The sequence below is a fragment of the Streptomyces sp. NPDC048411 genome (assembly GCF_040704695.1).
GTDB lineage: Bacteria > Actinomycetota > Actinomycetes > Streptomycetales > Streptomycetaceae > Streptomyces.
Map to the genome: position 1 here is coordinate 15,479 of NZ_JBEZKL010000036.1, position 13,759 is coordinate 29,237.

12 protein-coding genes are annotated in these 13,759 nt (G+C 69.5%); 3 read left to right on the forward strand and 9 right to left on the reverse strand.

Annotation, left to right across the window (positions count from 1 at the left end; translation table 11 throughout):
* Window positions 1-213 precede the first annotated feature (213 nt).
* The gene (locus AB0915_RS15505; protein ID WP_366691582.1) at window positions 214-1,173 is read left to right on the forward strand and encodes an LLM class flavin-dependent oxidoreductase; all 960 of its coding nucleotides are present in this window, start codon (window positions 214-216) and stop codon (window positions 1,171-1,173) included.
* 79 nt (window positions 1,174-1,252) lie between these two features.
* On the opposite strand, the gene AB0915_RS15510 is transcribed toward AB0915_RS15505, so the two are convergent.
* The 4 genes from AB0915_RS15510 to AB0915_RS15525 all read right to left on the reverse strand — a co-directional run bounded on the left by AB0915_RS15510 (window position 1,253) and on the right by AB0915_RS15525 (window position 8,157).
* Complete coding sequence (locus AB0915_RS15510) at window positions 1,253-2,671, reverse strand: sugar porter family MFS transporter (protein WP_366691583.1); 1,419 nt, start codon at window positions 2,669-2,671, stop codon at window positions 1,253-1,255.
* A 204-nt stretch (window positions 2,672-2,875) separates the two neighbouring features.
* On the reverse strand, window positions 2,876-6,721 hold the full coding sequence (locus tag AB0915_RS15515; RefSeq protein ID WP_366691584.1) for an AAA family ATPase: 3,846 nt from the start codon (window positions 6,719-6,721) through the stop codon (window positions 2,876-2,878).
* A gap of 504 nt (window positions 6,722-7,225) precedes the next feature.
* A complete protein-coding gene (locus AB0915_RS15520; protein WP_018551753.1) occupies window positions 7,226-7,438 on the reverse strand; it encodes a hypothetical protein in 213 nt (70 codons plus the stop codon).
* A gap of 437 nt (window positions 7,439-7,875) precedes the next feature.
* Window positions 7,876-8,157 (reverse strand): acylphosphatase, encoded by a 282-nt coding sequence (locus AB0915_RS15525; protein ID WP_358861072.1) that lies wholly within the window; start codon window positions 8,155-8,157, stop codon window positions 7,876-7,878.
* A gap of 148 nt (window positions 8,158-8,305) precedes the next feature.
* On the opposite strand from AB0915_RS15525, the gene AB0915_RS15530 reads away from it, so the two are divergent.
* Together AB0915_RS15530 and AB0915_RS15535 are read left to right on the forward strand one after the other, a co-directional pair.
* Complete coding sequence (locus tag AB0915_RS15530) at window positions 8,306-9,238, forward strand: CAP domain-containing protein (RefSeq protein WP_366691585.1); 933 nt, start codon at window positions 8,306-8,308, stop codon at window positions 9,236-9,238.
* 117 nt (window positions 9,239-9,355) lie between these two features.
* Window positions 9,356-9,775, forward strand: a complete 420-nt coding sequence (locus AB0915_RS15535; protein ID WP_366691586.1) for a helix-turn-helix domain-containing protein — start codon at window positions 9,356-9,358, stop codon at window positions 9,773-9,775.
* Here AB0915_RS15535 and mutM read toward each other — a convergent pair.
* The 5 genes from mutM to AB0915_RS15560 form a co-directional block, all read right to left on the reverse strand.
* Window positions 9,768-10,634 carry a bifunctional DNA-formamidopyrimidine glycosylase/DNA-(apurinic or apyrimidinic site) lyase gene (gene mutM, locus AB0915_RS15540; protein WP_366691587.1) on the reverse strand — a complete coding sequence of 289 codons (867 nt, stop codon included), beginning with the start codon at window positions 10,632-10,634 and terminating at the stop codon, window positions 9,768-9,770. The genes AB0915_RS15535 and mutM overlap by 8 nt on opposite strands.
* Window positions 10,635-10,779: 145 nt before the next feature.
* Entirely contained in the window at window positions 10,780-11,604 is an 825-nt protein-coding gene (rnc, locus tag AB0915_RS15545; RefSeq protein ID WP_366691588.1) for a ribonuclease III, read from the reverse strand.
* Between the two features lie 19 nt (window positions 11,605-11,623).
* Window positions 11,624-11,797, reverse strand: a complete 174-nt coding sequence (gene rpmF, locus AB0915_RS15550; protein WP_003965982.1) for a 50S ribosomal protein L32 — start codon at window positions 11,795-11,797, stop codon at window positions 11,624-11,626.
* 2 nt (window positions 11,798-11,799) lie between these two features.
* Window positions 11,800-12,468 (reverse strand): DUF177 domain-containing protein, encoded by a 669-nt coding sequence (locus tag AB0915_RS15555; protein ID WP_366691589.1) that lies wholly within the window; start codon window positions 12,466-12,468, stop codon window positions 11,800-11,802.
* Window positions 12,469-12,657: 189 nt separating this feature from the next.
* On the reverse strand, window positions 12,658-13,728 hold the full coding sequence (locus AB0915_RS15560; protein ID WP_366691590.1) for a cell division initiation protein: 1,071 nt from the start codon (window positions 13,726-13,728) through the stop codon (window positions 12,658-12,660).
* Between the last annotated feature and the right edge of the window lie 31 nt (window positions 13,729-13,759).

The following is a 13,759-nucleotide window of genomic DNA, read 5'->3' on the forward strand; positions in this document are numbered from 1 at the left end:
CGGGCGCGACGTGGTTCTCCGGCCGGCCCGCCCGCCGCCACCTGGATCGGACGCAACGGTCTGGGCCGGACGGCCACGATCGCTGTCTCCGGGGGTTGCACGCACTGCTTCCGTGGCCCGCCGGGCACGAGGACGACGCACCCCTACACTTCTGACGCCACGTCAGCTACTGTCCCGCCTCGCCAAACCCGCCCGGCGAAGGGGACACGCGTCATGGCCTTCACAGTGGTCCGGTTCAATCTCGTCGATCCCGATGCCACCCCCGCGTCCCTGTCGGACCGCTACCGCGCGGCGCTCGAGATGGCCGCGTACGCAGACGCGCACGGCGTGGACACCGTGCAAACCGAGGAGCACCACGGCGCGGCCAATTCCTGGCTGCCCTCCCCCTTCGTCTTCGCCGGGTCGGTCTTCGGCAGCACCCGCCGGATCGCGGTCACGGTCTCGGCGGTCATCGGGCCGTTGCACGATCCGCTGCGGCTGGCCGAGGACATCGCGGTCCTCGACCTGCTGAGCGCGGGCCGGCTGGTCACGGTCGCGGGTATCGGCTACCGGCCCGAGGAGTACGAACAGGCGGGCGTCGAATGGGGCAGGCGCGGCCGGCTCCAGGACGAGCTGCTGGAGACCCTGTTGCAGGCGTGGACCGGTGAGCCGTTCCCGTACCGCGGCCGTACCGTCCGGGTCACCCCGCGCCCGTACACCCAGCCGCATCCGCTGCTGCTGGTCGGTGGCAGCTCGCGGGCGGCGGCGCGGCGGGCGGCCCGGTTGGGGCTGCCGTTCTTCCCGAGCGCGCATCTGCCGGAACTCGAGGCGTACTACCACGAGCGGCGCGCGGAGCACGGGACGGAGGGCTTCTGCATGATGCCGGCGGCGAAGACGCCGTTGCTGCATGTGTCGGAGGATCCGGAGCGGACGTGGGACCGGTACGGCGAGCACTTCCTGCACGAGGCGCGGACCTACGCCTCCTGGCAGTCGAAGGACATCCGGTCGGCCGTGCGCTCGGCGGCCACGACGGTGGCGGAGCTGCGGGACGAAGGGGTCTACCGGATCGTCGCCCCGGAGCAGCTGGCCGCGCTGGACGCCGACAGCCTGGTGCTGCATCCGCTGTGCGGCGGAATGCCCGTCGAGGAGGGGTGGCGCAGCCTGCGGCTGTTCTGCGAGGCGATCACCGGCTGACGTACGCAGGGACGATCACGCGTCCCCGGCCCGCGGGCGCGGGCCGGGGACGCGTGATCGAGGAGAGGGGCAGCGGGGATCAGCCCATCTCCTCCAACGCCTTGCCCTTGGTCTCCTTCACGAACGTGAGCACGAAGGGGATCGAGAGCACGGCGAAGCAGCTGTAGATGATGTAGGTGCCCGACAGGTTCCAGTCGGCCAGGCTCGGGAAACTCGCGGTGATCGCCCAGTTGGCGATCCACTGAGCGGACGCGGCGACACCGAGCGCGGCGGCGCGGATCTTGTTCGGGAACATCTCGCCGAGGAAGACCCACACCACCACACCCCATGACAGGGCGAAGAAGAGCACGAAGACATGCGCCGCGATGAGGGCGACAACACCCTGAGTGGTGGGGAGTTTGCCGTTGACCAGCTCGGCGGAGAAGGCCCAGGCCTCACAGGCCAGTGCGATCGCCATGCCGGTGGAGCCCGCGAGCGCGAGCGGCTTGCGGCCCACTCGGTCGACGAGGACCATCGCGATCACCGTACCGATGATGTTGACGATCGATGTGGTGAACGACCAGAAGAACGAGGTGGTCGGGTCGATACCGACGGACTGCCACAGCGTCGCCGAGTAGTAGAACGCCACGTTGATGCCGACGAGTTGCTGGAACACCGAGAGACCGATGCCGACCCAGACGATCGGCAGGAAGCCGAAGCGGCTGCCGAGCAGGTCCTTGAAGGTGGACTTGTGCTCGCGGTGCATGGCTGCCTGGATCTCGGCCACGCGGGCGTCGAGGTCGACTTCCTTGCCCTCGACCTCGGAGAGGATCTCCTTGGCCATCTCGTTCTTTCCGACGGAGATCAGGTAGCGCGGCGACTCGGGGATCGCGAACGACAGCAGGCCGTAGAGGAGCGCCGGTACGACCATGACGCCGAGCATCCACTGCCAGGCCTCGAGGCCGCCGATCGTTCCGCGCTGCTTGCCGTCGGCGAGCTGCAGGATGCCGAAGTTCACCAGCTGCGAGATGGCGATACCGATGACGATCGCGGCCTGCTGGAAGGAGCCGAGCCGGCCACGGTAGGCGGCGGGCGAGACCTCGGCGATATAGGCCGGGCCGATGACCGAGGCCATGCCGATCGCGAAGCCGCCGATGATCCGCCAGAAGGCCAGGTCCCAGAGGGCGAACGGGAGCGCGGAGCCGATGGCGCTGATGGTGAAGAGTACCGAGGCGATCCGCATGCAGCGGATGCGGCCGATCCGGTCGGCGATACGGCCCGCCGTGGCGGCGCCGATGGCGCAGCCGATCAAGGCGATGGCGATCACCTGGGCCAGCGTTCCGGAGCCGATGTCGTAGCGGTCCCGGATCGCCTCGACGGCGCCGTTGATCACAGCGCTGTCGTAGCCGAAGAGGAAGCCGCCCATCGCAGCGGCTGCCGTAATGAAGATGACGTGGCCGAGGTGTTCCGGATGGGCCGCGCGGGCTCCGGATCCTGGTGTCTGCGATGTGCTGGTCACATGAACTCCTGGTGCCTGGCCGCGTCGTCAGGCGTGGGGGGAACTCCTCCAAGTGGCGCATACCTCCACAGGCGCCACCACTTGAAGTTAAAAAACAACGTTGGAGAGACTATGCCTTCAACTTTCGAAGTCAAATGGCGGGTACTGGAGCCGATACGCGGGACCACCCAAAGGCGTGTTGAAGACCTGAAGATTTAGTAAGCCTCAGCGGAGCCGCTGGCCGATGACCTTGGAGACGCCGTCACCCTGCATCGAGACGCCGTACAGCGCGTCCGCGACCTCCATCGTCCGCTTCTGATGCGTGATCACGATGAGCTGCGAGCTCTCCTGGAGCTCCTCCATGATCCGGATCAGCCGCTGCAGATTGGTGTCGTCGAGCGCCGCCTCGACCTCATCCATCACATAGAACGGACTCGGCCGGGCCTTGAAGATCGAAACCAGCAACGCCACAGCCGTCAGAGACCTCTCGCCGCCCGAGAGCAGGGAGAGCCGCTTGACCTTCTTGCCCGGCGGGCGCGCCTCGACATCGACCCCGGTCGCCAGCATGTTGTCCGGATCGGTCAGGATGAGCCGCCCCTCACCGCCCGGGAAGAGCCGTGAGAAGACACCCTCGAACTCACGTGCCGTGTCCCGGTACGCCTCCGTGAACACCTGCTCGACCCGCTCGTCGACCTCCTTGATGACCTGCATCAGATCGGCCCGGGTCTTCTTCAGGTCTTCGAGCTGCTCGGAGAGGAACTTGTGCCGCTCCTCCAGTGCCGAGAACTCCTCAAGGGCGAGCGGATTCACCTTCCCGAGTTGCTGATACGCCCGTTCGGCGGATTTCAGCCGCTTCTCCTGCTCCGCCCTGACGAACGGCTTCGGCTGGTTGCGCGGGTGCTCCGGGTCCTCCGGCAGCTCCTCACCCTCCGCGGCCGACGACGGAGGCACCAGCTGGTCGGGGCCGTACTCGGCGGCAAGCCCGGCCGGCTCCACGCCCAGCTCCTCAAGGGCCTTCGCCTCCAGCTGCTCTATCCGCAGCCGCTTCTCGGCGCCGAGCACCTCACCACGGTGGACGGAGTCGGTCAGCTTGTCCAGCTCGCCCTTGAGCTCACGTCCGTGGCCACGCTCGACGATCAGTTCCTGCTCGCGCTCCGCCTTCGCCGCCTCGGCGGCGACCCGTTCCTGCCCGGCCCGTTCGACGGACACCTCGACATGGGCAAGGAGCTGACGGGCACCGGAGGCAACGGCCGAGGCCACCGCAGCCTCGTGGCGCAGCCGGGCGCGACGCTGCTCGGCACGGGCACGGGCCTCGCGTTCGGCGCGGGCACCGCGGTCGAGTGAGTCCGCACGCCCGGCGAGTGCCTTGGCCCGTTCCTCGTGGGTACGGACCTGGAGTCGGGCCTCCATCTCGGTCTGGCGGGCATTGGCACCGTCGGCGGCGAGCCGGTCGCGCACGGAGTTGTCCGGCTCCTCCTCGACCGGCATCTCCTCTGCGACGAGCAGCCGTTCGGCCAGCTCCTCGGCCTCCTCGGTCGCCCGCTCCAGGGCGTCCTGGGCGCGGGCGGCGGAGGCGGCCGACCGCTCGGCCTCGCCCGCGGCCCCGCGAGCCTGCCCGCCGAGCCGGCCGAGCTGCTGGGCCACCCCCGACTTCTCCCGCTCGGCGGCCCTGCGCCGCTCCCCCAGCTCCTCGACGAGCGCGGCGCAGGCACTGCGTCGCTCCCCCGCGAGGCGCTGGGCCTCGGCCAGTTCGGTGCACCGGACAGCGAGGTCCGCAAGTTCGGCGGCTGCCTCGTCGACGGAGGCCTGCACTTCGAGCAGGCTGGGCGCCCCGGCGGAACCGCCGTGCGCGAAGTGCGCCCCGAGGACGTCTCCTTCACCGGTCACGGCGGTCAGCTCGGGATGCGCGGCAACAAGTTCCTCGGCATCCTCCAGGGTGGGCACGACGACCATGCCCCGCACGAGCCGGCGCACGGCAGCCATCAGCTCAGCGGGTCCGCTGACAAGATCGGCGACGGCGGCCGGGGCGTCCGGGACAGCGGCGCGGAGCACGTGGCCGGGTGCCTCGGGGCGGCCGGCGGGGCCGCGGGACGGGACGTCGGGGGCCGGACCCGGCGCGGGTACGTGGCCGACGTGGTGGCCGGGCGCGTGCGCCGCACCGGTGTGGGCCGCCGGGTCCTGCCCGGCAGCCTGCCCCGGTACGTGCCCCGCACCGGACTCGGCGGTCCGGGGCGGGACGTCCCCGGCCGCGGCGGGCGCCGAACCCTGCCCGGGTACCTGCTGCGTCGCGGCCCCGCCCTGGACGGGCACCTGCCCCGTATCAGCCTCGGGCGCACCCGCGCTCGCACCCCCCAAAAGCAATGCCACCCGCCCCGCGTCCTGCTTGCGCAGCAGCCGGATGGCGTTCGCTGCCGTAGCCGGGTCCGTCACCGCCACCGCGTCCGCCGCCGCGCCCAGTGCCGCCGCGACCGCGACCTCGCGGCCCGGGGCCACCGTCAGCAGTTCCGCGGCCGGGCCGAGCAGGCCCGACAGCCTGTCGCGCGAGGCGAGCAGCGCGCCCGTGCCGTCCTTGCGGCGCAGGCCCAGGGCCAGGGCGTCGTGCCGGGCCGCGACCGCCGCCCGCTTCCGTTCCGCGCCGGTGGCGGCCTCCCGGGCGGCGGAGAGGACCGACTCCGCCTCGACGAACTCCCGCTTGGCGGCGTCGTGGCGCTCGCCCAGCTCCGCGTCACCCGCGTCCAGCCCCTCCACCTCGGCCTTGAGCTGCTCGTATTCCTCCTGCGCCCTGACCGCCCGCTCCTGCGCCTCGTCACGCGAGGCGGCCAGCCGGTCGATCTCCGCCTGCGCCGAACCGGCCCGGCTGCGCGCCGCGTTGACCTGCCCGGTCAGCCGGGCGAGCCCTTCGCGCCGGTCGGCGATGGCGCGGGACGCGTCCTTGAGCCTGCGCTCCTCGGCCGCCAACTCCCGTTCCAGCTCGGCCCGGTGGGCAGCGGTGTCCTCCAGCGCGTGTTCCGCCGCCGCCAGCGCGGCCTCCAGCTCAGCCTCCTGCTCCCGGATCCGGGCGGCCTCGCGCTCCATGCTTTCCGGGTCCCTGAATCCCGTACCACGCCGCTCCTCCTCGGGTGCGGCGGTGGCGCTCTTCACCCGGGCGTCGGCCAACGAGATCGTGCCGCGTACCCGCTCGGCGAGCTGCGACAGCTCGTACCAGGTCTGCTGGGCCCGCTGCAGGCGCGGCGCCAGCCGTCGTACCTCGTCCTCCAGCTCCGCCTCCCGCGTCAGGGCCGCCTTCAGCTCCGCCTCCGCCGCCTCCCGACGCTGCTTCAGCGCCGCTTCGTCGGCGATCTCGCTGCGCAGCGCGTCGTGCAGCCGCACCAGGTCGTCGGCGAGCAGCCGCAGCCTCGCGTCGCGCAGATCGGCCTGGATGACGGCGGCCCGCCGGGCGACGGCCGCCTGCCGGCCCAACGGCTTCAACTGCCGCCGCAGTTCGTCCGTGAGGTCCTGGACACGGGCCAGATTGGCTCCCATCGCGTCCAGCTTGCGCAGCGCCTTCTCTTTCCGCTTGCGGTGCTTGAGCACACCAGCGGCTTCTTCGATGAATGCGCGGCGCCCCATCGGATCGGCATGGAGTACGGAGTCCAGCTGGCCCTGTCCGACGATGACGTGCATCTCCCGGCCAATACCGGAGTCGGAGAGAAGTTCCTGGATGTCGAGGAGCCGGCAGGTGTCGCCATTGATCTGGTATTCGCTGCCGCCGTTGCGGAACATGATCCGCGTGATCGTCACTTCGGCGTACTCGATAGGCAGCGCACCGTCGGAATTGTCAATGGTCAGCGACACCTCGGCACGTCCGAGCGGCGACCGCCCGGTGGTGCCGGCGAAGATCACGTCCTCCATCTTGCCGCCGCGCAGGGATTTGGCTCCCTGCTCACCCATGACCCAGGAGAGCGCATCCACCACATTGGACTTGCCGGAACCGTTGGGACCGACGACGCAGGTGATCCCGGGTTCGAACCGCAGGGTCGTGGCGGAGGCGAACGACTTGAAACCACGCAGGGTCAGGGCCTTGAGATGCACGCCGCCGGACTCTACCTTTCGCTCTCGGTTTCGCTGATGAAGGTGCAGGGCACATCAGACGGTAACGGCCTCCCCGCGGTAGGGAGTGGATCGGCGAGCGGCGTCGTGCGGCTTCGACGGCAAGGCGGAGGACGGAGTCGACGCGGAGCGTCGGTGACCGACGACAACGCCGAAGGGGGCCCTCCCTGCTCGAACGAAGCCGAGAGCTTGGGGGAGCAGTCGCACGACGCCGGGAGCCCACTCCCTACCGCGGGGGAGGCCGTAAGGAAGGGGTGTATGTCCGGGGCGGGTCTGTCGCAGTCGGGCAAAAGAAAGAAGGGACGCCGAAGCGCCCCTTGCAAATCTTGCGAAGTGCTGCGTGACGGATCAAAGAACGCGGCGGATCAAGAAGGCGACAGATCACAGTGATGATCTTCAATGATCCGGTGACGATTCCGGTGACGATCCGGTAATGAACTCAGACGGCTGACGCGAGCAGCCCGACTGGCCCCTGTGGGCCCTCGGTCAGGTCAGCGCCGGCTCCGCCTGAGGTACGTCGATGTCGATGCTGTCGAGCAGCGACTCTTGGTGCTGGGCGGCGGCGTTGAGCGCGTCGTTCTCGTCCTGGATCCGTACGAGCTCGGATTCCAGGTCCTGGACGCGCTGCTGGAGCCGTCGCATCTCGGCGAGGAGTCGCGGGTCGGAACCGCCGACGTAACCGAGAAGCGCCTTTGCCATGATGGATGGTCCTCCACACTGAGTGACCGACCGATGCGGTGTGGGTCGTGAGGGAATCGCACCCGCGGTGCTCGGCAGTGTTCTGTCATCACTGCGGTTCTGCTGCCAAAGAACTCTGCCAAACAGCTAAGGTGCGCGGGGTTTTCAGCGTCTCACCAAAAAGTTTGACGGTCAACACGATCACACCCCGTAGACGCGGGCACCCGGGGGCGCGCGGCTTGACGATCACGCGGCGCGACTCTCCTGCGGGGCCCTGGGGGGCGTGGAGATCATCCTTACTGCCGCAGCCTGGCACGGCAACCGAATCTTGGCAACTGTCCGGTCCTTCCGCAGGTCATTTCATGTGTACGCAGATGAGCGGCCCTTCTCGTCACCGTTCGCCGCCTGTCGAACACGGCCCGAACACGACCCCGAATTCGGACCTCACTCGGAACGGATCAGCGGATCGCAAACCCCTCGTAACCGCCGCGCGGGGTGCCCCAGATCTCGGTGACTCCATCCACGCGTCCGGGTGTGTCGTCGGAGCGCAGCCACTCCAGCAGGCGGTGGCAATTCTCACGTTGCCCCTCGGCGACAACCTGCACCCGACCGTCGTCGAGATTGAGGGCGAATCCGGTGAGGCCACCGATCTCCAAAGCATTTGCCCTGGTGAACCAGCGGAACCCTACTTGCTGTACTCGGCCGCGCACCCAGGCGGTGAGTCGTACATCTTCATTCATGGCCGAACGCTAACCGCCCAATTACCCAAGGGGCACTTCGCCTCGTTGAGCCATGGCGTACAGTCCCGTCGAAACCAGAGCCTCACTCGATCGGGTGAGGCGCATTGACGCCGATTCTGGCGTCCAGACCGTCAGAAGGGGACAGCAGATGGGACGCCATCGACGCTCCGCCGCAGGTCCCGTGGCCGGTTCGGCCGCTGACACGACCGCGGCCGCGAAAGCCCGAGCGTGCCGCGCCGCGCGCCGCAGGAAGCGGTCCGGCATGCCCGTGCGTACGGGACTGATCGGCGTCTCCGCTGCGATGGCCGTCGGAGCCGTGGCCGTGGCTTCGGGTCTGCTGCCCGGCGGCGGCACGTACCACGTGACCGGCGGCACGGCGACTAACCAGATCCGCTCCCAGGGAGCGCCGGACCTGCTGACGCAGGGCGGCTCCACCACCGCTCCGACCGACCGCGGTATCGCGTCGGCCGAGGCCGGCCGTAGCACCGAGCGTTCCCCGGTGCCCCGGAAGTCCGAGCGGCCGGGCTCCCCCAGCGCCTCGGCCACGCCGTCCGCCTCCCCTTCGAAGACGGCCGAGCAGACGGAGCGGACGAAGGCGCCCGCGCCGGCAGGAACGACCAGTTCCGCGCCGTCCGCCACGGCCTCGGCTGCGCCGACGACATCTGCCGCAGCTCCGGCGCGCAGCGCCACGACCCCGGTCGGCGACACCTCCGCCCAAACCGCCGTGCTCGCGCTGGTCAACCAGGAGCGCGCGAAGGTCGGCTGCAGCCCGGTCAGGGCCAGTGCCCCGCTCGCCTCGCTCGCCCAGAACTTCAGTGACGACATGGCGGCCCGCGGCTTCTTCGACCACACCGACCCAGACGGCCGGACCCCCTGGGACCGCGCGTCGAAGGCCGGTGTGACGGGGCTCGGCGGCGAGAACATCGCCCGCGGCCAGGCGGACGCACAGGCGGTGATGGACTCCTGGATGAACAGCGAGGGCCACCGCGCAAACATTCTCAACTGTGACTACAAGACCCTCGGCGTGGGAGTGCACTTCGGCTCCGGCGGCCCCTGGTGGACTCAGGACTTCGGTTTCTGATCCTTCCGGGGACCTCCGGGATTCCTCCCGGACCGCATGGGCCGCACTTCGCCTCATCACTTACGCCCGCATAGCGCACTCCAAGAGGGAGCGCTGTGCGGGCGTAAGCTGCTTCTCATGGACGAGACCACCCCGCGGGACGGCGCCGACAGCCTGCCCTTCGACGTGTTCTCCCGGCAGTGCCCCTCGCGCGGCACGCTGGAGCACGTCACCGGGCGCTGGGGCAGTCTGACGCTGACCGCGCTGTACGAGACGGGCGTCCGCTTCAACGAGCTGCGCCGCAGGGTCGACGGGGTGAGCGAGAAGATGCTCTCCCAGACGCTTCACGCACTGGAGCGGGACGGCCTCGTCCTCCGGGAGGCGCAGCCCGTCAATCCGCCGCGCGTCGACTACGAGCTGACCCCGCTGGGACGCGAGGTCGCCGGCCGGCTGCTCGGGCTGATCCAGCTCGTCGAGGGCCGGATGCCCGAGGTCCTCGACGCCCGCAGCCGTTACGACACGGCGCGGGCAAAGCCTGCCGGGAGGGGCACTAGCTAGGCGTGTTGGCCCGCGGCGGCCGCTGGCAGCGCGGGCAGTAGTAGCTGGAGCGGTTCATCCACGGGCGGCGGCGTATCGCCGTACCGCAGCGGTGGCAGGGCTCGTCCTCGCGCCCGTACGCGTCGAGCGACCGGTCGAAGTAGCCCGACTCGCCGTTCACATTGACGTAGAGGCTGTCGAAGCTGGTGCCGCCCTGCGCGAGCGCAGCGTTCATCACGTCGCGGACATGGCCGAGCAGCTCGGCCGACCTGGGCCGGGTCAGGGTCGCGGTGGGCCGGTCGTAGTGCAGCCTGGTGCGCCAGAGCGCCTCGTCCGCGTAGATGTTGCCGACGCCGCTGATCAGCGACTGGTCGAGCAGGGCACGCTTGACCGTCGTACGGCGCAGACGCAGAGCGGTGTGAAACGCCGCGTCGTCGAAGGCGGGGTCCAGCGGGTCGCGGGCAATGTGCGCGATGGTGTCGGGCAGCCCGTCCGGGGTGTTCTCGTGGACGGAGAGCCCGCCGAAGGTCCGCTGGTCGACGAACCGCAGCTCGGTGCCGAGGGTGTCGTCGAAGCGGATCCGGATCCGCAGATGCTTCTCGTCGGGGGTGTCCTGCGGCTGTACGAGCAGCTGACCGCTCATGCCGAGGTGGCCGAGGAGCGAGCAGGAGTCGTCGTCCAGCGGAACCCACAGGTACTTGCCGCGGCGCATGGCCGTACCGAAGCGGCTGCCGCTGAGCCGCGCCGCGAAGTCCGTGGAACCCGCGATATGGCGACGGACCGCGCGCGGGTGCAGGACCTCGACCTCACCCACCGTGCGGCCGGTGACCCAGCGATCGAGACCGCGCCGTACGACTTCGACCTCAGGCAGCTCGGGCACGGAGTGGCTCCTCAAGAGACTGAACAGTTTAAGGGGTGTACGGCCCTGATCCGCCGGACGGACCCAGGGCGTGACTGTGCGGTCACGCCCTGGGTCCGGACAGGAAGAACCCCCCGGTGCACAAGGCACCGAGGGGGTTCCCGGGTCAGGCCGGAGTGACGTCCGTGGACGGCAGCGGGCCGGCAGGGGTGTCGGCGGCCCCTCCGTCGGCTGCGGCCTTCGCCGCGGCCTCCCGCTGCTCCGCAGCGGCGCTGATCTCGCGCCAGGCGGACTCCGCCGCCTGCTGCTCCGCTTCCTTCTTGCTACGGCCGGTGCCGGTGCCGTACGAGACACCACCGACGCGAGCAGCAGCAGTAAAGGTCTTCTCGTGGTCCGGGCCGGTCTCCGTGACGAGGTACTCGGGGACTCCGAGGCCCTCGCTCGCGGTGAGCTCCTGGAGGCTGGTCTTCCAGTCCAAACCGGCGCCGAGATTGGAGGACCTGTCGATCAGCGGGTCGAAGAGCCGGTGAACCAGCTCCGAGGCCGCACTGAGGCCCTGATCGAGATAGACCGCGCCGATCACCGCTTCAAGCGTGTCGGCGAGGATGGATGCCTTGTCCCTGCCGCCCGTACCCTCTTCGCCCCGGCCGAGCCGGATGAAGGAGCCGAGGTCGAGGCCACGGCCGACCTCCGCAAGTGCACGCGAGTTGACCACCGCGGCCCGCAACTTGGCCAGCTGGCCTTCGGGCAGGTCGGGGTGGGTGCGGTACAGCGTGTCCGTGACCACCAGGCCGAGTACCGAATCCCCGAGGAATTCGAGCCGCTCGTTGGTGGGCAGGCCGCCGTTCTCGTATGCGTAGGAACGGTGGGTCAGCGCACGCACCAGAAGGGCGGACTCAAGGTGATACCCGAGCCGCCCTTCCAGAAGCGTGTGGGACGAGGCTGTGTTGACGTTGTCTGCCTGCTTCTTGGCGTGGGACAACTCAGACATCGGGCCTCTCACCAGCCGCTCAGACTTCGAGGACCTGGCGCTTGTTGTACGTGCCGCAGCTGGGGCACGCGATGTGCTGCAGCTTCGGCTCCTGGCAACGCTCGCACGAAACCAGGGTGGGGACCGCAGCCTTCCACTGCGACCGGCGGTGGCGCGTGTTGCTGCGCGACATCTTCCGCTTCGGAACAGCCACGGCTACTTCTCCTGCTTCTCGTCGACGCCCGCTTCGGCGCCGCCCATGTTGTCCTTCTCGCCGTCCGAAACGGTCTCGGCGAGTCCTTGCAATGCCGCCCAACGGATGTCGACGGCATCGTGGTGGTGACCAGGGTTCTCGTCCAGCCTGATCCCGCATTCGGAACACAGACCGGCACAGGTCTCCCGGCACACCGGCTGCATCGGCAGTGCGAGCACCACCGCATCACGCAGCACTGGCTCGAGGTCGAACAGGCCGTCCTCGATGAAGAGCCTGTCCTCGTCGTCCTCGGCGTCGTCGGCCGGTTCCGCTTTGGCGCGGCCCCGGTCATCGGCGTCAGGGTACGAGAACATCTCCTGGAAATCCGCCACAACCTCTTGGCGCAGCGGCTCCAGACACCTTACGCACTCCCCCTCGGCCGACGCACGGGCGGTGCCTGTGACAAGCACCCCTTCCATGACCGATTCGAGGCGGAGCTCCAGCTCCACGGGGGAGCCTTCCGGCACACCGATGACCCCGTCGATACCGAGGTCCTGCGGCGCGTCCACCGAGCGGGTCAGCCGCAGGAGGGCACCGGGACGCCGACCCAGCTCGTGCGTATCGAACACGAGAGGGTTTCGGTGGTCGAGGTGGCCGTTCAGGGCTTTTCCTGCTTTCGAAATCGTATGCATGGCGCAAAGCGCACCGTGGGGAGGGGCCGACCGGATCGGAAGTCGAAGCGGGCAGCCGGGATCGCAGACCTACGCGCGACCGAAGAACCAGGATACTGGACGCGTTACCCTGCTCCCAACCGGGTCCGATTCCGGTCCCGAACCAGCCCCGGAACCGGTCGCGTTCGGTCTGCGTCCTGGCCGCCCCGGTCAGCGCTCCTGCTCGTACCGGCGGAGCTGATTGATGTCGATCATGCTGGTGTCGAAGAGGCTGGTCTCGTCGAGGGCGCTCTCGCCCTGCGGCGGAAGGGGCTGGTGCGCCGGCATCGGCTGCTGCCAGCCCTCATACCCCTGCGGCTGCAGCTGCGCCTGGCCCTCGCCGTAGCCCTGCTGCTGATAGACGGCGTACGGGTCCGGCTGCTGCTGGTACCCGTACATGTCCTGCTGCGGCTGCTCCTGGTACCCGTACGTCTCCGCGTAGCTCGGCTGCGCCTGTGCCGGGAAGTGCGGCTGGACCTGCTGGGGCACCGGCTGCGGCTCCGGGGTGGCGAGCTCGGCGAGACCGGCCCAGTGGTCCTCGTCGCTGGTGTGGCCCTGGCTGCCCGCGGCGTCCTGGGCAGCCATGTGCGCGCCGAGCTCGTCGGTGGCGACCCGGCCGTGCAGCTTCTGCCGGCCACGGCCGACCGCTTCCAGGGTCTTGGCGAGCACGGCCTCGAACGCGCCGAGCTTGGTGTCCACGTACTCGTCGGCGCGGCGCCGGAGCGTCTCCGGGTCGGCGCTGCGCTCGGGGGCCTCGGCGAAGTCGGGGTCCTCGTAACCCTGCTCGTCGAAGCCCTGGCCACGGCCGAGGAGCTTCTCGCGGCCCCGGTCGACGGAGCCGATGGTCTTGGTGAGGACGACCTCGAAGTTGGCGAGCTTGCTGTCGACGTACTCGTCGGCCTCGGCACGCACCTCGTCGGCCTCCCGGCGGGCCTCGCCGAGGATGCGGTCGGCCTCGGCCTGGGACTGCCGGGCGATCTCGGTGTCGGAGATCAGTGAGCCGCGCTGGGCGTGGGCGGTCTCGATGATCCGCTCGGCCTCCTGCCGGGCCTGCTCGACCATCTGCTCCCGGCCGCCGATGAGCTCCTGGGCGTGGGCGAGTGAGCCGGGGAGGGCTTCACGTACCTCTTCGAGCATGGCGAGCAGATCGGCGCGGTTGACCACGCACGACGCCGACATGGGCATGGACCGGGCGTTCCCGACCGCTTCGACGATCTCGTCGAGCTTCTTCTGCACGTCCACCGTGTGCTCGCCACTCTCTACTGCTGATTGG